Source organism: Bradyrhizobium sp. USDA 241 (assembly GCF_049739505.1).
In the GTDB taxonomy this organism is placed as follows: Bacteria; Pseudomonadota; Alphaproteobacteria; order Rhizobiales; family Xanthobacteraceae; genus Bradyrhizobium; species Bradyrhizobium liaoningense.
Map to the genome: position 1 here is coordinate 1 of NZ_JBMGPZ010000007.1, position 19,871 is coordinate 19,871.

Sequence of the window (19,871 nt, forward strand, 5' to 3'; positions counted from 1 at the left end):
GAGCAGGCGATCGCCCAGCAGACCGAGATCGGCGCCCGCCGCCGGCTCGACGCCGCCAAGGTTGAGCTCACCGCTGTCGGGAGCGGCACTTATCTCGGCGACAGCTACAATGATCGGCCGAGCTCCGCGCAACGCGAAGAGGAGATGCGCCAGCGCGCCAGCGATCTGCGCGCCGATCTGGCGCATGCCGACGCCGAGATCGACTGGCTCACGCACGAGATTGCAGTCGAACAGTTCCACTACGTCAACCGGGCGGAAGCCGACATTAAGGCGCCGGTCGCCGGACGCATCTGGGAGATGATGACGTCGCCCGGCGAGGATGTCCGGGCCGGTCAGCCCTTGCTCAAGCTGCTCGATTGCAGCGGCGCCGTGGTCACCGCCAATGTCACCGAAGGAGTCTACAACCGCCTCCGGCTCGGCGAGCAAGCGATCTTCGAGCCGAATGACGGCAGCGCGACGATCCAGGGTGAGATCGTCAATCTCACCGGCGCATCGGGCGCGCCCGCGAACCTTGCGATCAATCCGGATGCGCTGAACAAGGAGCCCTACCGGGTGACGGTCTCGATGCCGGCGCTCAACAGCACGGGCAAGGAATGCGCGGTCGGCCGCACCGGACGGGTGGTGTTCAACACGGATGCGGCAAAGCCATGATGGCGGCATTCGCGCCCGGCCTGGTTGCCTTCGGCGCCTGCCTTGCGATCCTGCCGCTGCTCCGGCGCGAGCACACGCTGGCCCGCATCATGATGACCGGCATGTCGTTCGTCCTGCTGCTGCACTACTTCGTCTGGCGGGTGACCCAGACCTTGCCGCCTCTGGGACTCACCGCCGACGCGGTGGTCGGCTATCCCTTCGTGGCGGCCGAGGCGGCTTCGATGATCGCGGTGTGCCTGTCGTTGCTGTTCCTCTCCAGGACCATCGACCGCTCGCCCGAGGTCAACGCGATCCTTCGCCGATCCAGGGCCCCGACGGATGCGCCGCTCGTCGACGTCTTCATCTGCACCTACAATGAGGAGAAGGCGATCCTGGAGCGCACCATCATCGGCGCGACGGGACTCAACTATCCCAACTATCGCGTCTGGGTGCTCGACGACGGGCGACGGCTTTGGTTGCGCCGGCTCGCCCAGGAGCTCGGCTGCAATTACCTGACCCGTCCGGACAACCGGCACGCCAAGGCCGGCAACATCAATCATGGGCTCCACCACGTCTCCGCTCTGCCGGACCGGCCGGAGTTCATCTCGATCCTCGATGCGGATTTTGTCCCGATGCCGGACTTCCTGACCCGGGCGATCAGCCTGATGCAGGACGGCACCGTCGGCGTCGTGCAGACGCCGCAGCACTTCATCAATCCGGATCCGATCCAGACCAATCTCGCCGCGACCGACGTCTGGCCCGACGAGCAGCGCTTCTTCTTCGATATCCTGATGCCGGCCAAGGATGCCTGGGGCACCGCGTTCTGCTGCGGCACCTCATCGCTGATCCGTTTCTCCGGCCTGATGCAGATCGGCGGCTTCCCCACCGATTCGGTGACGGAAGACTATCTCGTCACGCTGCGGCTGAAGGAGAGGGGTCTGCGCACGGTCTATCTGAACGAGCGCCTGACCATCGGCCTCGCGCCGGAGGGATTGAAAGAATACATCACCCAGCGCGGGCGCTGGTGCCTCGGCTTCATGCAGATCTTCAGGGGCCGCAGCGGGCCGTTCTCGCGGCAATCCAGGCTCGCCTTCATGGACCGGCTGTCGCTGGTCGATGCCTTCATGAGCTGGGCGGCGGTCTACGGCACCAAGGTTTTCGGCCTGGTTGTGCCCTGGCTCTTTCTGCTGTTCGGCATCAAGGCGGTCCATGCTGACCTGTTCGAGCTGCTGACGTACTTCCTGCCGTTCTATGTCTGGTACGCCTTCACGATGGCCTGGATATCGCGTGGCCGCTCGCTTGCGATCATGACCGACGTCTCGCAATACATCGCGGCGCCGGCGGTCCTGAAGGCGGTCGTGACCGGCCTCGTCAAGCCGCAGGGCCACAAATTCAAGGTGACCGCCAAGGGCGGCGACCGCAACCTCCGCTTCATCGAGTGGCCGCTGCTGCGGCTCTATGGCGGTGCCTTGCTGATCACGCTGGTGGGGATCGCCTACGCCTTCATCCTGCACCCGCGCGGCGACAGCATCGCCTATGGCGGGCTGGCGCTGGCCTGGAGCCTGTACAATTGCGTTGTGCTCGCGATCGTGTGCTTCATCTGCATCGAGCAGCCGCGGCGCCGCAAGGCCGAGCGTTTCGAGCGCGACGAGCCGATCCTGGTTCACGAAGGCGCCGAACCGCGGCTGGTGCGGATGGCCGACATCTCGATTTCGGGCGCGCGCTTCATCGATCCGGCCCCGCCCGCAATCGGCGCCTCGATCAAGTGCAATGTCTACGGCCAGAGCGTGAGCGCGACCGTTGTCCGCCGCTCCCGCGACGGCTTCGGCGTCCGTTTCGAGGACGCGGTTGCGACGCGGATCAATGTCGTCCGCGCATTCTATGCCGGTGAATATGTCCGCGCCTTCCGCAGCGTGCGCGCGGCGCCGGTCGGCAAGGCGTTGCTGATGCGACTGTTCGGCTAGAGCGGGCGGAGCGTCATGCTGCCGGCTTCGCCGCCTGGTCCTCGCTCGACAACAGATGCAGTAGCGCGCTCTTGATCGCGGCCTGCCGGGTCGGCGCGGTGATCTGGGCGCCGAGCAGGTCGGTGACATAGAACACGTCGCGGGCGCGCTCGCCGAAGGTCGCGACGTGCGCCGAGGCGATGTTGAGGTTGAGCTTCGAGATCGCGGTCGTCAGCTGGTAGAGCAGGCCGGGGCGGTCGAGGCCGGAGACCTCGATCACGGTGTAGCGGTCGGACCACTGGTTGTTGACGGTCACTTCGGGCTCGACGACGAACGGCCGCGCCTTGCTGCGCACCGCGCGCTTGGCCACCGCCTCGGGCAGCCTGAGCTTGCCTTCCAGCACCTGCTCGATCATCTCGCCGATCCGCGTCGCGCGGCGGCCTTCGTCATCGTCACGGTCGTATTCGCGCGAGATCGAGATGGTGTCGAGCGCGCGGCCGTCGGTCGTGGTGTAGATCTGCGCGTCGACGATGTTGGCGCCGGCCGAGGCGCAGGCGCCGGCGATGATCGACAGCAGCCAGGGATGGTCGGTCGCCAGGATCGTGAGCTCGGTGACGGCGCGGATAGGACAGCGTATCGATTGCGGATCGTGCGTTCGTGGCGATGGCCTCATGGTCGCCACGCCTCATAGCTTCGCAGGCGACGGTTATTCCGAAGCACTCGGTCGCGGGAACGGGGACCACGGACTTTCAGGGACATTTCCTCAAGGGCCACGTCGGAACTTCTGTGGTCGACGGCTCGTTGTGGCCGCGCGGAGCCTCCCGCTTGCGCCCTTCAGTGGGCCTCGGCCGACCTCCAGCCACAGGCGGGAAAGGTCAACAGTCCCATCACGACTCTTGATCCATCGTATTTCTGCGCTATATCCGGGTTTCCCCTTACCCAATTGTGATCCGGTGAATGCATGACGACGTCAGATACGGCTGTGCATACGCAGCCCTTTCAAGCCGAGGTGTCCGAGCTGTTGCACCTGATGGTGCACTCCGTCTATTCGGAGACCGACATCTTCCTGCGCGAGCTTCTTTCGAACGCGTCGGATGCCTGCGACAGGCTCCGCTATGAGGCTATCGCGATCCCTTCATTACTTGGCAAGGGCGAGGCGCTGAAGGTCCGTATCATTCCGAATAAGCCGGCGAATACGCTGACGATCGCCGACAACGGCATCGGCATGGAGCGGCAGGAGCTGGTCGACCATCTCGGTACCATCGCCCGCTCCGGCACCAAGGCGTTCGTGTCGAAGCTGAAGGAGGCCAAGGACGGCCTCGGCCTGATCGGCCAGTTCGGTGTTGGCTTCTATTCTGCCTTCATGGTCGCCGAGAAGATCGTCGTGATCAGCCGCCGCGCCGGCGAGAGTGACGTCTGGACCTGGACGTCCTCCGGCGGCTCCGGATTCGAGATCGCCCGCGCCAGCGACGAGGACGCAGCGCGCGTGGCGCGCGGCACCGAGATCGTCCTGCACCTGAAGGACGACGCGAAGAAGTATCTCGAGACCTACGAGATCGAGCGCATCGTCGGTGCCTATTCCGACAGCATCCTGTTTCCCATCGAGCTTGTGCCCGGTGAGGGCGAGCCGCGCCAGATCAATTCGGCAAGCGCGCTGTGGCAGCGCTCGAAATCCGAGCTGACGGCAGACGACTACAAAAAGGCCTATCAGCAGATCGCTTCCGCCTTCGGCGATCCCGCGATCACGCTGCACTACCGCGCCGAGGGCCGCCACTCCTACGCCGTGCTGCTGTTCGCACCGTCGACGATAATCGCAAGGGCCGCGTCAAACTCTACGTCCGCCGCGTCTTCATCACCGATGATGCCGATCTGCTGCCGGGTTACCTCCGCTTCATCCGGGGCGTCGTCGACAGCGAGGATCTCCCGCTCAACATCTCCCGCGAGATGCTCCAGAACAATCCGCAGTTCGCGCAGATCCGCAAAGCCGTGGCGACCCGCGTCGTGTCCGAGCTCGAAAGCCTCGCCGAGAAGGACCCGGAGAATTTTGCCAAGATCTGGGATGCTTTTGGCGCGGTGCTGAAAGAAGGCATCTACGAGGATTTCGAGCGTCGCGAAAAGCTGCTGGCGCTGTCGCGCTTCACTACCACGTCAGGCGAGAAGCGCTCGCTCAAGCAGATTATCGCCGATTTCAAGCCGAACCAGACCGAGATCTATTATCTCGTCGGTGACAGCATCGAGCGACTGAAATCCAATCCGCGGCTGGAGGCCGCCACCGCGCGCGGCATCGAGGTGCTGTTGCTGTCCGATCCCGTCGACGCGTTCTGGACCTCGATGCCATCGGAGTTCGAGGGCAAGCCGCTGAAGTCCTTGAGCCAGGGCGACCTCAATCTCGACCTGATCCCGCGCGTCGACGAAACGGACGAGGCGAAGGAGGACGAGCCGGCCGCCGATGAAGCGGCCACCATCGCCTTGATCAAGGCCGCGCTCGGCGAGCGCGTCAGTGACGTCAAGGCTTCCACGCGCCTCACCAGCTCCGCCTCCTGCCTCGTCGCAGGCACTGACGGCCCGAGTCGCGAACTGGAGCGCATTCTGTCGCAGCAGAACCGCGGCATGCGCACCAAGCCGATCCTCGAGATCAACCTGCGCCATCCGGTGGTGGCGGCGATTATCAGGGCAGAGGCCGGCTCCAAGGCCGTCGACGACCTCAGCCTGCTTCTGCTCGAACAGGCGCAGATCCTGGACGGCGAACTGCCGGAGCACGCGACGGCCTTTGCAGCAAGGCTGAACCGGCTGGTGCTGCAGGGGCTCGGTAGGTAGCCCAGACACGTGCCTCCGGGTGGATAGATGCAAGACCGCCGCCGCCAATTCGACGAATCTTCTCGCAACACACGGCCGGACCATACATAAGGTCACATCCTCAGAAAGACGCTCGAACTTCACAAGACGGCCGCCGCCGGAGGAATACGGTAAATGTCAGACAGTGCGGCATTCAGATAACGTCGTTGGGCAATTGACCGCAGGTCTCGGCTGCGCTCAGGCAAGTTGCCCGTTTTGACAGCATCTTAGGAAGCTCAACGCTTATAGCAGTAAGTTGAGCCGCTGTCCGGCATGGCCGAAGACCGTTTCGGGTCGATGTCCGGCACCGGCCGCGGCAGGTAGTACACGCTGCCGCGGCTGATGTTCAAAGCCTCCGCCTGCCTGGTGATCGACAGCTCGTGCTCACGGTCGATCATCGCTTTGCGCTCAGCAATCCCGCCTTGGTGAGCGCTCCTTCTAAAAAACTATGCGCGGCGCTGCGCTCCCCCTGTGGGATAGAAACGGACCGGCGCTAGATTGCCGACCGGGAGGGAGCGGCCGATACGATTTTGGTGGCACGCGACCCCGTTAAAAAACCTGGTCCATGGGTTGTCGCGCACTTGAGAGTGGTGACGCCATCCGGCGATCCCGTTTAGGAATCTGACGAATAGCGCAGCCCAGCCCTTCCGCCGCCGTCAGCAGGAGGATTAGAGATGAACCCCAAAAGATCGAAGTCGAAGAACGGAGGTAAGATGCAGATGGTGCACCCGGACGCGGCTGCCATCGACGTCGGAGCGACTATGCACATGGCAGCCGTGAGGGCAGATCGCGCACCGGAGCCAGTCCGCAGCTTCGGTACCTTCACGGCTGATCTGCATCGGCTAGTCGACTGGTTTACTGAATGCGGCGTCGAGACTGTCGTCATGGAATCGACCAGCGTCTACTGGATTCCGATCTTAGAGCTGGCCCCGGTTGTTTGGACAGCGCCCCGCTGGATTTAAGTGGATTCCTGCCGGGTTATGCTGAACGCGGGGCTTTACGGTTTTGTCGTTGCGTCGGGAGGGCGTAGCCCGACCAGAGCGACGACAAAACCGTCGGCGACGGTCATGCGGCCATCACCATAGCTTGCGTGCCGAAGTAAGCCTCGTCGGGCGTGCGCCCGTCAAGGCTCGAGTGAGGGCGTCCCTGATTGTAGAAGGCCAGATACTTGGCAATTGACGCTAGCGCCTCGGACACGCTGTCGTAGGCGCGGAGATAAACTTCTTCGTATTTGACCGTGCGCCAGAGCCGCTCGACAAACACGTTGTCGCGCCAGGCGCCCTTGCCGTCCATGCTGATGGCGATCTTCGCGTCCAGCAGCACATCGGTGAACTCGAGGCTGGTGAACTGGCTGCCCTGATCCGTGTTGAAAATCTCGGGCCTGCCGTGCTTCGCCAACGCCTCCCGGACCGCTTCGACGCAGAAGGCCGCCTCCATTGTGATCGAGACGCGATGGGCCAGGACCCGTCGGCTGAACACATCGACGACCGCCGCGAGATAGACGAAGCCACGCCGCATCGGAATGTAGGTGATGTCCATTGCCCACGCATGGTCGGGCCGCTCGATCTTCAATCCGCGCAACAGGTACGGGTAGATCTTGTGACCCGGAGCCGGCTTGCTCGTGTTCGGGCGACGATAGACCGCCTCGATCCCCATGCGCTTCATCAGCGTCGCGATGTGGCGGCGACCGGCGTATACGCCCTCCCGCCGCAGCAACGATCGCAGCATACGCGCTCCCGCGAAGGGATAATCGAGATGCAGCTCATCGAGCCGACGCATCAAGGCAAGGTCCTCGGCCGAAACTGGCCGAGGTTCATAGTAGACCGTGCTGCGAGCCAGCTTCAGGACCTTCGCCTGGCGCACGATAGAAAGATCATGATCGCGGTCGATCATCGCTTTGCGCTCAGCAGGCCCGCCTTGGTGAGCGCGCCGGACAAAAAATCGTTTTCCAACGCCAGCTCGCCGATCTTGGCATGTAACGCCTTCAAATCGACCGGCGTCTCGGCCGATGTCTTGTCATGCCCAAACACGCCGGCGGCGCCTTCCAGGAGCTGGTTTTTCCAGATCGTGATCTGGTTCGGATGAACATCAAACAGTTGCGCCAGCTCCGCCAGTGTCTTGTCGCCTTTGACCGCAGCCAAAGCAACCTTCGCCTTGAATGCCGGAGAATGCGTCCGGCGGCTCTTCTTCGTCATCTTCGCTCCTGATTCGCAGCAAGAATCCTCGCCGCTGTCAGGCAGAAAATCCACTCAAGCTACTGTCCGAATTTGCGGGGCCAGCTCTCTTCGAGCTTCTCGATGCCCGGGGATTTAACGTGTTTCTTGTCAACGCGCGCGATGCCAAGCACGTGCCGGGGCGCAAGACCGATGTCAGCGATGCGCAATGGCTGCAGCGGCTCCATTCATTCGGGTTGCTGCGGGCCAGCTTTCGGCCCAAAGGGCAGATTGCCGAGCTGCGAGCCTACGTGCGTCAGCGCGAGCGTCTGCTGGAGTACGCGGCCTCACACATCCAGCATATGCAGAAGGCCTTGACGGAGATGAATCTTCAGCTCCACCACGTCGTCGCCGACATCACCGGCGCGACCGGCCTGCGTATCATACGCGCGATCCTTGCCGGCGAGCGCGATCCCGAGGCGCTGGCGTGCTTGCGCCACTACAGTTGCCACTCCAGTGCCGAGACGATCGCGAAGGCGCTCACCGGGAGCTACCGCGCCGAGCATCTGTTTGTTAGGAGCAGTTGACCCCTTATCAGCCCCTCAGTCGGGTTTGCAGTGCCGGCCGACTGACGCTGAGGTTGCTAAGGTTCTGCAGGCCTCGCTGGCCTGCCACCAACCCCCTAACCAGCGCTCGCGTGCCGTCCACGACAAAGACGCCGCAATCCCAGCCGTTCTGCTGCTGGGCCATGCCGGCTTGCACCGAGTCGCCGGGGAGGCCCAGCCTTCCTGCCAGATGGTCTGCAGACGTCTCGTTGAATCCCCAGAAGGAATCGTAGTGATAGGCAATCGGCGAGTTCCGGTCGCGACGATCAACGAACAGCAGCGACCAATGATTCCCTTGGCAACGAGGATCTGTAGGATCGGCGTCGTTCACTGGCAGGAACAGGAAGTCGGCTGTATCATTACCGTTGTCATCATAGACGATGCGCTGCAATGCGAGTTCCACGACGGTATCGTTGGGAGAGCGCAGCAGATTATGGGCCACAGTAGGATCCACCAACCGCGTCCGGGCGGCGATATCCAGGGTGGGGATATCCAGAGGGTGCCTCAGCAAATCCTGCTCCAGAAGCTGGTAATCCCTGAGGATATGCTCGTCGCCCAGCCATTGCTCGTCGTCGAGCACCAGCCCGCGGGACGAGGCTGTCGGATTCAACGCCACGATCTGAGCATCGGCGGATGTGCTCGGAAACACCGGCACAGAAACAGCATCGTCGCGCAATGGGGACAGTGTGGGCGCAGTCAGATCAATGAATGGATCAAGAGCACCATAGTTGTCTGAGCGAGCCCTGGCAGAGGGCGCTGGCGCAAAGTGAGCATCGTCGCGCAAGTCGGACGGCGTGAACGTAGTCAGATCAACCAATGATTCAAGACCGCCGTAGATGTCTGACGGAGCCCTGCCGGTTGATGGTGAGGCCGGTTCTTGCATCTGCCGCCGCGACAACTCCTCGCACGCCAAAGCTTCATCGTCCGAGGAGGCTGGCACCGGAGAAAGCCCCTGCGGCGAACCGGGCTGTCGATCGCCCTGGTGATGACCCGGTACTGTCCCGGCAAACAGCGGCCGAAAGTCAGGCGTCGGGACGAGGTCGTCACGCAACTCGAACGGATTCGGATGAACCATTGCCTCAATCCGGCCCTCCTGCCGGCTCGGCAGGAGATTGCGCCCGGTCATCTCGTCCAAGGCGCCTTGGTGATTGTGCGGCCAGTTAAGGGGATGGACGGCCTCTCTGGAATCCGGTGCCTGGGGATGGCTCGCGCTTGTCTCGCGAGACGGCGGTGAGGCGGCCTCGTCCGCGCCCCCCCAAAGCAGATCCTGATCGTAATTTTCCGCTGGAATGACCACTGGCGAACTGACAGCTTCCTGCGGAGCACTGTGCTGCGCGGCGGCGTCCCATGGCCGTGCGCCCACCTGGTGGATGGGGGCCTGCATCAGCACGCGGCCGCCTGAATTGCCGTTTCCGATCAGCATCCCCTGAATTGCGACCTCTTGCGGATTATCTAGAGTCCTGGGCCTCTTCGCTGGTCTCAGTTCCGCTGTGCCATGCTCATCGTTAATGAGAACCTCCTCGCTTGGCAGGAAGTTGCTCCACTCAAGCGCCCCCATCAGCTCGTGCGCGGCCTGTTGGAGGTCGCGGTGTCCGCTCAAGTCAGGAAAGGACTCTGCGGGCTCCGGCGCATGGTCGTCGCGCACGCTTGGCTCGAGAGCCGACAAGGGGCCGGATTGATGATCCCGCGGTCCCTGAATCTCCTCCGGAAGCTCTTGTTCCGGTGGCAGAAGCTCTGGATCGTCAGCCATGATCGGCGGCTCGTCGGCCTCATCATCCAACAGCTGCCGAAGCTCCTCGGGATCGACGTCTACCATCGGCGACTGGGTAGCCTCACCTGCGCCCTGCTGAGAGCCGCCTGCGCCCGAAGCCCCCTCCACCGAGGGGCCTGAAGCCTTCGCCTGACGATACTCACGAAGCGCTTTCAGCCCGCCGTCCAAGACCATTTTCCACCCGACGTTGCGAAACAATCTGTCCGCGTTGACACGTAGGGCTACGTGATCGAGTGCAGAAAGCGAATCGCCGTCAAGCCCTAGCTCTCGGGAGAATTTGCGAAGCGCCCAATCGTAACTCTGGGCGGTAGTCGAACTCAACTTGTTGCTCTCAAGGGCGTGGCTTATGGCGCCCTTAATGAGCCCTTCGTCACCATCGGCAGGAGGAAGCGGTGGGCGCCCACCAATAGATGAAGCGCCCGGAGCGTTGGGGGCACGATGTTCTCTAAGCGCCCCCACCGCGGCCCGCATAAGTTTATCACCCTTGAAGATTTCTTTAGCATGGGCGAGCAAGAAAGCGTCGCTACTCCCGTCAAGCGATAGACCGCGCTCCCCGAGATCATTCGCCAACCTGTTAAGATTGCGCGTATAACCGTTAGCCACCGCGTCTTTCAGCTTCCGACTTGCAATAACGCCCTGAGCCACCTCCCTGATAAGCTCCCGGTCGCACCCAGACACATGGGGATAGACGGTGGATGCTTTTTGGCGCTTGCGCACGGGAGCTGGACGGGGAACGCGCCCCGTCGACCGCCAGGTCCGGAGATGGTCTAGTGCCAATATGAGATCACTGTTTCCGTTGTGCTGGAACACATCACCGCCATCGGTCAGCGAATTGTTGTCTAGCCGAGCAACAATGCCCGTCTTGTTATTTACGCAGAGCCAGCGGCCAAAGCTAAGAAGAGGACCTACAATCCTCTGGACGAAGGATTCGGCGAGCTTGCCCTCGATGAGGGCCTCCCTAAACCCCAAAACAACGAGAGCATCCTTGGAATAAAGAGGCTGTTTCCTTTTTGTGCCCGCTATTGAAACCAGAGTTAACTGAGCCGGCTGCGGGGCCGAGGCGCCAGGCATTGCTCCACCACCTCCAACTGAATTGGCGACCTCGCTCAGCTGCCGCTCAATGGCAACGGCTTGCGGATAGTCTGGGGTCCTCGGCCTGTTCGTTGGTCTCAACTCAGCTGTGTCATGCCCATCTTTGATGAGAACCTTCTCGCTTGGCAGAAGGTTGCTCCCGGCGAGTGCACCTATCGGTTCGTCCGGGGACTGCTGGCCGTCGCTAGACACATTGGGAGTGTTCCCCCGGTCCGGCATCGCGGTATCGGCCTGGCGCGCCTCGTGCAATTGCTGCTCAAAGGCCTCTTGCCCGGCTTGGCCCGCCTGCTGCTCCTGCAACAGGTCGTGCTGCACCTGCGACGAAGCTGTTACGTTGGTTGGGTCATAATTGTGTCGGTCCACGCTAGCCTCGCATCTACAGAATCATCTAAGCAGGTATCTTACTCGGTTACGCGGCGGAACGGCGCATGGCAGCGGCAATCAGGATTGTCGCGCCATATCCCTCCGCAAAATCCCTCAGTTTGTCTCGCAGGCCCTGACGGCGAACACCGCAGGGGCTCCTCTTGGTGGCGGACCGAGTAGACGCAGCACCATTGTGTTGAGGTTCTGCACAATGGCGGCGAGATGAAACTCGTCGCGGGCGCCGAAGGCGCATTCGCCAGGCTGACCTTCAGGTGTGCAGCTCACAGACGCCAAATGTACGGCCGTGGCAAAATCGATCTGCTTCAAGCCGGACTAATCGGCGCAGAATAAACGTAGCTGCACCAAAACTGATGGTGTGGAACGGCCCTTCGAACCGGCCTTGAGGAGGTCTACTGTGGTGACGCCAATCGCCACACGAGAGAAGGAACCGTTCCCATGGAGAAGATTATCACAATCGGACTAGATCTGGCCAAGTCGGTCTTTCAAGTCCACGCCATCACCGAAGGCGGGCACGTCGCTGCCCGGCGCGCCTTGCGGCGATCACAGGTGCTGGAATTCTTTAGCAGCATCGAGCCCTGCCTTCGTCGGTATAGAGCTGGCCCCGCAAATTCGGACAGTAGCTTGAGTGGATTTTCTGCCTGACAGCGGCGAGGATTCTTGCTGCGAATCAGGAGCGAAGATGACGAAGAAGAGCCGCCGGACGCATTCTCCGGCATTCAAGGCGAAGGTTGCTTTGGCTGCGGTCAAAGGCGACAAGACACTGGCGGAGCTGGCGCAACTGTTTGATGTTCATCCGAACCAGATCACGATCTGGAAAAACCAGCTCCTGGAAGGCGCCGCCGGCGTGTTTGGGCATGACAAGACATCGGCCGAGACGCCGGTCGATTTGAAGGCGTTACATGCCAAGATCGGCGAGCTGGCTGCGCGTTTCGCGGGATCGTGAGCGCGGATTTCAGGGGATCGTGAGCAGAGATTTCAGACGATCGTGAGCAACGATTTCGCGGGATCGTGAGCAAGGCTTTCGGAGCCTTGCAGCGCTTCGGCCGACAACTCAACCGGCTTAGGGATGACCTCGTGGTTAACGAGGAAGTCCAATGCCTACCCAGAGATTGTCGATGCGCCGGATCAAGGAAGTCCTTCGGTTAAAACATTTTCAAGGCCTGCCAGAGCGGGCCATCGCGCGGAGCGTGGGCGTCAGCAACGGCGTTGTGCACAGCTACCTGAGCCGCGCCCGCTCTGCTGGGTTGAGCTGGCCGCTTCCGGAGGGAATGACCGATGAAGACCTGGAGCTTTTGCTTTTCCCGGCCCCACGACCAGCGTCTCAGAGCCCGCAGCGGCCGGTGCCCGACTGGAGCTACATCGATAAAGAGCTCCGCCGGCGCAACGTAACCCGTCGCCTGCTCTGGGAGGAGTATCGCGCCGTTAATCCCGACGGTTTCGGGTACACGTGGTTCTGCACTACCTACGAGGCCTGGAAGGGGCGGGTCCGACCTTCGATGCGGCAGATTCATCTGGGCGGCGAGAAGGTGTTCGTGGATTTCGCCGGCGACACCATCGACATCGTCGATCCCCTGACCGGGGAAGTGCAGCCGATGAAGCTGTTCGTCGCGGCGATGGGCGCTTCGAACTACACCTACGCCGAGGCCTGCCCCAGCGAGAGCTTGGCCGACTGGATCCGGGCCCACGTCAACTTGTTCACGTTTTTGAGCGGAACGCCGACGTTCGTGGTCTGCGACAACCTCAAAGCCGCCGTCAGCAACCCCGACCGCTACGATCCCGGCCTCAATCGCACTTATGCCGAGATGGCGAGCCATTACGGCACGGCCATTCTCGCCGCACGGCCGCGGCGCCCAAAAGACAAGGCGAAGGTCGAGGTCGCGGTGCAAATCGCCCAGCGCTGGATTCTGGCCCGGCTGCGCAATCAGCGCTTCTTTTCCCGGGCCGAGCTCAACGCCGCCATCAAGACACTCGTCGACGAACTCAATGCTCGTCAAATGCGTGGCTTCGGCTCAAGCCGCGCCGAACTGTTTGCCGAACTCGACAAACCCAAGCTAACCCCGCTGCCAGATCAGCCTTATGCCTTCGCACGCTGGAAGCGCTGCCGCCTCGCTCCCGATTATCATGTCGAGGTCGACGGCCATTGGTACTCCGCGCCGTATCGTCTGATTGGCGAGCTGGTCGATGCCCGTATCGACGATCGGACGGTCGAGATCTTCCACAAGGGCCAGCGGATCGCCAGCCATGCCCGCGCGCCCAACCGACGCGGACACACCACCATCGCCGACCACATGCCCAGCGCCCATCGCCGCTACGGCAAATGGACCCCCGCCGCGGTGATCGCCGCCGGCGAGCGGATCGGTCCTTCGACAGCAGCGTTTTTCCAGGCCGTGATCGACGCCCGCCCCCATCCAGAACAAGGCTTTCGAACCTGCCTTGGCATTCTGGCGCTCGTCAAAAGCTACGGCGCCGAACGCCTCGACGCAGCCTGCCAGAGGGGCATCCTCATCAAGGCGCGCTCCGTCGCCTCGATTAGATCGATCCTCCAGAACGGCCTCGATCGCACGTTCTTCGACGAATCTTTCGAGCACCAGCCCCTGCGCCACGGCAACATCCGCGGACGCGACTACTTCCACTGAAGCAAGGAGAGACCCGGCATGCTTAACCACCCAACCCACGAACGGCTGATCGAGCTTGGCCTGACCGGAATGGCCAAGGCCTTCGAGGAGCAGCGCCGATCGCCCGATCTCGAAGCCCTGCCGTTCGAAGATCGCATCGGCCTGTTGGTCGACCGCGAAGCCGCCGAACGCGACACCAGGCGGCTCACCACGCGCCTCAAGATCGCCGCACTGCGCCAGACTGCTTGCGTCGAGGACGTCGATCTGCGCACCCCGCGGGGCATCGACCGCGCCGTTTTCGCCAAACTCGTCGAAGGTCGCTGGATCGATCGCCACGAGAATTTGCTCGTCACCGGGGCAACCGGCCTGGGCAAAAGTTGGTTAGCCTGCGCGCTCGGCCACAAGGCCTGCCGCGACAACCGATCAGTCCTCTATCATCGCGTTCCAAGGCTGTTCGAGGCGCTCGCGCTCGCGCGCGGAGACGGACGCTACGCCCGGCTCCTCAAAAGCCTCGGCCGCGCTCAGCTTCTGATTTTGGATGATTGGGGACTATCGGTGCTCACCGCCGCGGAACGCCGCGATCTGCTCGAAATCCTCGAGGACCGCCATGGCCGCGCATCCACCATCGTCACAAGTCAGCTCCCCGTGGACACCTGGCATGGAGCCATTGGGGACCCCACGGTCGCCGACGCCATTCTCGATCGCCTCGTCCACAACGCCCACCGCCTCCAGCTCACCGGAGAAAGCATGCGAAAACGCAGCGCCAAAACCATCACCCTTGACGGCCAACCAGAACACTGACTCTATCTCCCATCGGCCGTAGCGGGCTGCTCACGATCGTCTGAATTCAGTGCTCACGATCGCGCGAAATCGATGCTCACGATCCGTGAAATCCGCAAGCTGGCGTTGGAAAACGATTTTTTGTCCGGCGCGCTCACCAAGGCGGGCCTGCTGAGCGCAAAGCGATGATCGACCGCGATCATGATCTTTCTATCGTGCGCCAGGCGAAGGTCCTGAAGCTGGCTCGCAGCACGGTCTACTATGAACCTCGGCCAGTTTCGGCCGAGGACCTTGCCTTGATGCGTCGGCTCGATGAGCTGCATCTCGATTATCCCTTCGCGGGAGCGCGTATGCTGCGATCGTTGCTGCGGCGGGAGGGCGTATACGCCGGTCGCCGCCACATCGCGACGCTGATGAAGCGCATGGGGATCGAGGCGGTCTATCGTCGCCCGAACACGAGCAAGCCGGCTCCGGGTCACAAGATCTACCCGTACCTGTTGCGCGGATTGAAGATCGAGCGGCCCGACCATGCGTGGGCAATGGACATCACCTACATTCCGATGCGGCGTGGCTTCGTCTATCTCGCGGCGGTCGTCGATGTGTTCAGCCGACGGGTCCTGGCCCATCGCGTCTCGATCACAATGGAGGCGGCCTTCTGCGTCGAAGCGGTCCAGGAGGCGTTGGCGAAGCACGGCAGGCCCGAGATTTTCAACACGGATCAGGGCAGCCAGTTCACCAGCCTCGAGTTCACCGATGTGCTGCTGGACGCGAAGATCGCCATCAGCATGGACGGCAAGGGCGCCTGGCGCGACAACGTGTTTGTCGAGCGGCTCTGGCGCACGGTCAAATACGAAGAAGTTTATCTCCGCGCCTACGACAGCGTGTCCGAGGCGCGAGCGTCAATTGCCAAGTATCTGGCCTTCTACAATCAGGGACGCCCTCACTCGAGCCTTGACGGGCGCACGCCCGACGAGGCTTACTTCGGCACGCAAGCTATGGTGATGGCCGCATGACCGTCGCCGACGGTTTTGTCGTCGCTCTGGTCGGGCTACGCCCTCCCGACGCAACGACAAAACCGTAAAGCCCCTCGTTCAGCATAACCCGGCAGGAATCCACTTAAATCCAGCAGGGCGCTGTCCAAACAACCGGGGCCAGCTCTCTTTGGACGCGGCACGACCGCGACTCCGCGTTTCGGCACAGAAATGATCGGGAGTCACTCAATCTTTCTTCAACTTAACCCGTCTTATTCGTAAGAGTGCGCCTGAGGGCTGGCGAGCGTGGTGTAAAGCGCTGATGCGGCGTAGGATTCGGTTGCGAAGCCACCCCATCACCTTCAACCGCGAACGCCACGCCCGCCATGACCGATGATACGATTCCGCCCTTCTCGTTTCCAGCCGTTCACGCCAAGAAAGTCACAGCTGCCTTCGATGGTGGGCGCCTGACCTCGAACGGGGGCGTGATGCTTCTGGCGATGGCCGAGCGGCGTCTCGGTTTGGCCGACAATCTGGCCCGGGCGTTCCCGGATCGGCGCGATCCGACGCGGGTCGTGCACAGCCTGGTCGATATGTTCCGCGCGCGCATGTTCGCGATCTGCTGCGGCTACGAGGACGCCGACGACCTCGATCATCTGCGGTCCGATCCGGCATTCAAGCTGGCCTGCGGTCGCCTACCGGACACGGGCCGGGATTTGTGTTCCCAGCCGACGCTGTCGCGGCTGGAGAATGCTCCGCGCCTGCGCGACGTGATCCGACTGACCTACATTTTGGTCGACGCATGGATGGATAGCTACCCCCACGAGCCGGCATCCGTCACGCTCGACATCGATGATACCTGCGACGTCGTCCACGGCCGTCAGCAGCTCTCGCTGTTCAACGCTCATTATGATGAACGCTGCTTTCTGCCGATCCACGTCTACGACACGGAGAAGAGCCGGCCCGTGGCGGTCGTGCTGCGGCCCGGCAAGACGCCGGGCGGCGTCGAGGTGCGTGCCCATCTGCGCCGCCTGGTACGGCATATCCGCACGCGATGGCACAACACGCAAATTACGTTCCGTGGCGACGGGCACTATGCCCGGCCGGAGGCCATGGCGTGGTGCGAGACCAACGGCATCGACTACATCTTCGGTCTGTCCGGCACCAAGCCTCTCGCCAGAAAAGTCGACGAGGTCGCCGACGACATCCGCACCCGACGCGCCATCGAGAACCTGCCGGTTCTGCGTGGCTATACCGAGACCCGCCACAAGGCAAAGTCCTGGGATCGCGAACGGCGCACTGTCGCCCGTATTGAGGCGACGATGCTCGGCCTCGACATCCGTTTCGTCGTCACCAGCCTCGATGTCGGCTCGGCCGAGTGGATCTACGACAGCCTGTATTGCGCGCGCGGCCAAGCCGAGAATCTGATCAAGCTGCATAAGACACAGCTCGCCTCCGACCGCACCAGCTGCCGTTCGGCGCTCGCCAACCAGGTCCGTCTCGTGCTCCATACGGCCGCTTATTGGCTGATGCTGACCGTGCGCGACGCCATTCCCAAAGCCCGGGAATTGGCCACTGCCGAGTTCGCGAGGCTGCGTCTTCGGCTCTTGAAACTCGCTGCCCGTGTGGTCGAGACCACGAGCCGCATTCGCCTTGCGTTCGCCGCGGCATGTCCCGAAGCCGACCTGATCCGCGGCTTGCCCGGCGCGCTGCTGCCGCTCAGTCCTTGACCGGCGGGGCGTCCGCCCCCCGTTCGCCCAACCTATCCCTCAAGCGCGTTGCAAAGTACAGGTGGTCAGGCGGTGAAAAGCCGAAGGCAATCCTGTGCGCCTCGTCAGACAAGATGTGCGGCCGCATCAATCGGGCCAAAAAGCCGCACTCTCACGAATAGGACGGGCTAGGGGCCCCCTACACCTACGTGACGACAAAAGCGTTCCTGTCGCACTTCGGCCTGCAGACGCTGCGCGATCTTCCGGACATGGAGATGCTCGAGGAGGCCGGCCTGCTCAGCAAGGACAAAATGCTGGCGGGAGAGTTTCCTGTGCTGGCGTCGGACGAGGCCGACCAACTCGAGGCGGACCGACGAAGACAGCGACGTGGCTTGATCGCCCCGAGACGAACTCTTGAACAATTGCAGTGACCGCGTAACGAGCGGTCACCACCGGGCGTGCCGATCTCCGGCAGTTCGCCATGAAGGCGCGTGCGACGGTCCACCTCGCCAGATCTCGGCGAACTTTGCCCAAAGCGGATCATCGGAAAGAAAAGGCGAACTTCAGGACGGCAATATCTTTGGAATGACTGCGTCAATGACGAGCGGAGAATTGTACTCGGCGGAAAACCTTTGGCAGGGACACGCTCAGCAGTAAAAGGGATCAGGATTCCTTGACTTACGTTGTCAAATATGACAACATTCCCCATATGCCGGAACTGGTACGCACGATCTCGTGGCTAAAAGCCGCGAGGAAAGACTTTGAGGAATTCCCGCGCGAGGTCCAGCTCGACATGCTGACAGCCTTGACGGTTGCTGCGCGTGGCGGAAAGGCCGACATCGCCAAGCCATTCAAGGGCGTGGGCTCGGGCGTGTTCGAGATTGCCTTAAAGCACCGTGGCGACGCTTTCAGGGCGATCTACGCGGTCCAGATCGGCGATGACTTATGGGTGGTAGATGCGTTCCAGAAGAAATCCAAGAGCGGGATCAAGACACCGCAGATGGACGTGGACCGGATCAAGGAACGCATCAAACGACTGAAGGAGGCTTTGCGATGAAAAAGAACGGCGTTGAATTGGTGCGCGGCAGCGGCAATGTCTTCCGTGACTTTGGCTATCCCGACGCGGATATTCATCAAGCCAAGGCCATTCTTGCGGCGAAGATCATTGGCGTCCTGGACAAGCAGGAGATCAGCGTGCGGAAGGCGCATGATCTCACCGGTTTTGCGGCGGCCGATTTCTCGCGTGTACGCAAGGCTAATCTCGATCGCTTCACGCTCGATCGCCTCATCGCCATGCTTGTGAAGCTCAACCGGGATGTCGAAGTCAGGATCGAAGTGAAACCGAGGCGCCAGAGGCTTCTCGTGCCGGCGTGACCTTATGGCTGGCATCGGATGATGAGCCGAACATCTTCTTGTTTAAGCCAGGCGCGTCCTCGACCAAGGAACAATCAGGTCAGCAAGGACAAAGTGCTGGCCCGGGGAGTTTCCGGATCCCTTGCCGGGACATGACGATGACCAGGATAATGACTAAGGAGCTGGGGATCGGACAGCTCACTTCCGAACAGACTGTGACGGGGGAAACCCTCCGCCTTCGGCATCGTCAACTTAATCAACCTCTGAGCCGAAGGGATTCGGCGAAGCGCTTGTCGTGGAGATCTCTCGCCAAGTCGCAAAGGCTCGCTCGCGCGAAGCACGACGGAAAGTCGGCGGTGACGGCTCCGGGATAGGGGATGTGGAAAAGGTTCGCGACCTGATCGTGAACTGACAGAAACCGTTGAGCCTGATGGGACGATTTGAAACGCTTCATGATCCGCTCGCGGCGCCGCGTCGGTTGATGAGAATTCTCGGCCCGATTGTTGAGAGCTTTGTGCTGGCGATGTTCGACGTGAAAGCCCATCGTCGCCCTCGCAGCGCCGTACGAACGGAGCTTATCCGTGATCATCACGCGCGGCGGCGTGCCGGCGGATTTCAAGAGCTTCTTCATGAGCCGCTGCGCAGCGCGCGAGTCTCTTCGGCGCTGGATCAAGACGTCGAGAACTGAGCCATTCTGGTCGACCGCGCGGCAGAGCCAATGTTGTTCGCCCGTGATCGAGATAACGACCTCGCCCAGATGCCATTTGCCACCGCGAGCGGGAGCGCGCTGGCGAATCCGATCGGAGAACGCCTTGCCGAATCTCCGTCCCCACTGGCGCACGGTTTCATAGGTCACGCCAATGCCACGCGCCGCCAGCATTTCCTCGACCATGCGCAAGCTTAAGGGAAACCCGAAATACAACCAAACGGCATAGCTGATCACTTCCGGTGGGAAGCGATGGCGACGATAAAGAGGGTCCCGGGCGGTGGGCATGCCCGTCGTCTACCCCTCGGCCGCTCCAATTCGTTA

9 protein-coding genes and 10 pseudogenes are annotated in these 19,871 nt (G+C 62.0%); 14 read left to right on the forward strand and 5 right to left on the reverse strand.

Annotation, left to right across the window (positions count from 1 at the left end; translation table 11 throughout):
- The coding region (locus tag ABIF91_RS44190; RefSeq protein ID WP_424579891.1) for an HlyD family efflux transporter periplasmic adaptor subunit at window positions 1-651 on the forward strand (651 nt) is incomplete at its 5' end.
- The gene (locus ABIF91_RS44195; protein ID WP_028182192.1) at window positions 648-2,594 is read left to right on the forward strand and encodes a glycosyltransferase; all 1,947 of its coding nucleotides are present in this window, start codon (window positions 648-650) and stop codon (window positions 2,592-2,594) included. The genes ABIF91_RS44190 and ABIF91_RS44195, both read left to right, overlap by 4 nt.
- 13 nt (window positions 2,595-2,607) lie before the next feature.
- Here ABIF91_RS44195 and ABIF91_RS44200 read toward each other — a convergent pair.
- Window positions 2,608-3,198, reverse strand: a pseudogene (locus ABIF91_RS44200) (ACT domain-containing protein); the annotation flags it as partial.
- Between the two features lie 336 nt (window positions 3,199-3,534).
- On the opposite strand from ABIF91_RS44200, the pseudogene htpG reads away from it, so the two are divergent.
- Window positions 3,535-5,390 (forward strand): annotated as a pseudogene (gene htpG, locus ABIF91_RS44205) (molecular chaperone HtpG).
- Between the two features lie 311 nt (window positions 5,391-5,701).
- On the opposite strand, the pseudogene ABIF91_RS44210 reads toward htpG, so the two are convergent.
- Window positions 5,702-5,854: pseudogene (locus ABIF91_RS44210) on the reverse strand (IS3 family transposase); the annotation flags it as partial.
- Window positions 5,855-6,082: 228 nt separating this feature from the next.
- Between ABIF91_RS44210 and ABIF91_RS44215 the strand changes: the two are divergent.
- Window positions 6,083-6,334, forward strand: a pseudogene (locus ABIF91_RS44215) (IS110 family transposase); the annotation flags it as partial.
- A gap of 139 nt (window positions 6,335-6,473) precedes the next feature.
- Here ABIF91_RS44215 and ABIF91_RS44220 read toward each other — a convergent pair.
- Window positions 6,474-7,603, reverse strand: a protein-coding gene (locus ABIF91_RS44220) for an IS3-like element ISRj2 family transposase (RefSeq protein ID WP_166353404.1) whose coding sequence is annotated in 2 segments (ribosomal slippage) — window positions 6,474-7,351 and window positions 7,351-7,603 — 1,131 coding nt in all. Because the reading frame shifts where the segments join, the coding sequence is not laid out codon by codon here.
- An 86-nt stretch (window positions 7,604-7,689) separates the two neighbouring features.
- Here ABIF91_RS44220 and ABIF91_RS44225 point away from each other — a divergent pair.
- Window positions 7,690-8,133: pseudogene (locus ABIF91_RS44225) on the forward strand (IS110 family transposase); the annotation flags it as partial.
- Window positions 8,134-8,155: 22 nt separating this feature from the next.
- Here ABIF91_RS44225 and ABIF91_RS44230 read toward each other — a convergent pair.
- Complete coding sequence (locus ABIF91_RS44230) at window positions 8,156-11,392, reverse strand: Ulp1 family isopeptidase (protein ID WP_244430240.1); 3,237 nt, start codon at window positions 11,390-11,392, stop codon at window positions 8,156-8,158.
- A gap of 456 nt (window positions 11,393-11,848) precedes the next feature.
- Here ABIF91_RS44230 and ABIF91_RS44235 point away from each other — a divergent pair.
- The 9 genes and pseudogenes from ABIF91_RS44235 to ABIF91_RS44275 form a co-directional block, all read left to right on the forward strand.
- Window positions 11,849-11,995 (forward strand): annotated as a pseudogene (locus ABIF91_RS44235) (IS110 family transposase); the annotation flags it as partial.
- A gap of 97 nt (window positions 11,996-12,092) precedes the next feature.
- Window positions 12,093-12,332 (forward strand): annotated as a pseudogene (locus tag ABIF91_RS44240) (transposase); the annotation flags it as partial.
- Window positions 12,333-12,507: 175 nt separating this feature from the next.
- Entirely contained in the window at window positions 12,508-14,049 is a 1,542-nt protein-coding gene (gene istA / locus ABIF91_RS44245; protein ID WP_424578820.1) for an IS21-like element ISFK1 family transposase, read from the forward strand.
- Between the two features lie 18 nt (window positions 14,050-14,067).
- Window positions 14,068-14,829 carry an IS21-like element ISFK1 family helper ATPase IstB gene (gene istB, locus ABIF91_RS44250; protein ID WP_011090937.1) on the forward strand — a complete coding sequence of 254 codons (762 nt, stop codon included), beginning with the start codon at window positions 14,068-14,070 and terminating at the stop codon, window positions 14,827-14,829.
- A gap of 87 nt (window positions 14,830-14,916) precedes the next feature.
- A pseudogene (locus ABIF91_RS44255) lies at window positions 14,917-15,821 on the forward strand (IS3-like element ISRj2 family transposase); the annotation flags it as partial.
- Window positions 15,822-16,165: 344 nt separating this feature from the next.
- On the forward strand, window positions 16,166-17,509 hold the full coding sequence (locus ABIF91_RS44260; RefSeq protein WP_284277757.1) for an IS1380-like element ISBdi2 family transposase: 1,344 nt from the start codon (window positions 16,166-16,168) through the stop codon (window positions 17,507-17,509).
- Window positions 17,510-17,679: 170 nt separating this feature from the next.
- Window positions 17,680-17,919: pseudogene (locus ABIF91_RS44265) on the forward strand (hypothetical protein); the annotation flags it as partial.
- A gap of 242 nt (window positions 17,920-18,161) precedes the next feature.
- Window positions 18,162-18,545, forward strand: a complete 384-nt coding sequence (locus ABIF91_RS44270; RefSeq protein ID WP_244430985.1) for a type II toxin-antitoxin system RelE/ParE family toxin — start codon at window positions 18,162-18,164, stop codon at window positions 18,543-18,545.
- Window positions 18,542-18,862 carry a helix-turn-helix domain-containing protein gene (locus ABIF91_RS44275; protein ID WP_028181696.1) on the forward strand — a complete coding sequence of 107 codons (321 nt, stop codon included), beginning with the start codon at window positions 18,542-18,544 and terminating at the stop codon, window positions 18,860-18,862. The genes ABIF91_RS44270 and ABIF91_RS44275 overlap by 4 nt, the downstream gene beginning before the upstream one ends.
- Window positions 18,863-19,093: 231 nt before the next feature.
- On the opposite strand, the pseudogene ABIF91_RS44280 reads toward ABIF91_RS44275, so the two are convergent.
- Window positions 19,094-19,835, reverse strand: a pseudogene (locus tag ABIF91_RS44280) (IS6 family transposase).
- Window positions 19,836-19,871 lie beyond the last annotated feature (36 nt).

Coding starts and splice junctions, on each gene's coding strand:
- ABIF91_RS44195 (WP_028182192.1), top strand. CDS start 648: ATGATGGCGGCATTCGCGCCCGGCCTGGTTGCCTTCGGCGCCTGCCTT.
- istA (WP_424578820.1), top strand. CDS start 12,508: ATGCCTACCCAGAGATTGTCGATGCGCCGGATCAAGGAAGTCCTTCGG.
- istB (WP_011090937.1), top strand. CDS start 14,068: ATGCTTAACCACCCAACCCACGAACGGCTGATCGAGCTTGGCCTGACC.
- ABIF91_RS44260 (WP_284277757.1), top strand. CDS start 16,166: ATGACCGATGATACGATTCCGCCCTTCTCGTTTCCAGCCGTTCACGCC.
- ABIF91_RS44275 (WP_028181696.1), top strand. CDS start 18,542: ATGAAAAAGAACGGCGTTGAATTGGTGCGCGGCAGCGGCAATGTCTTC.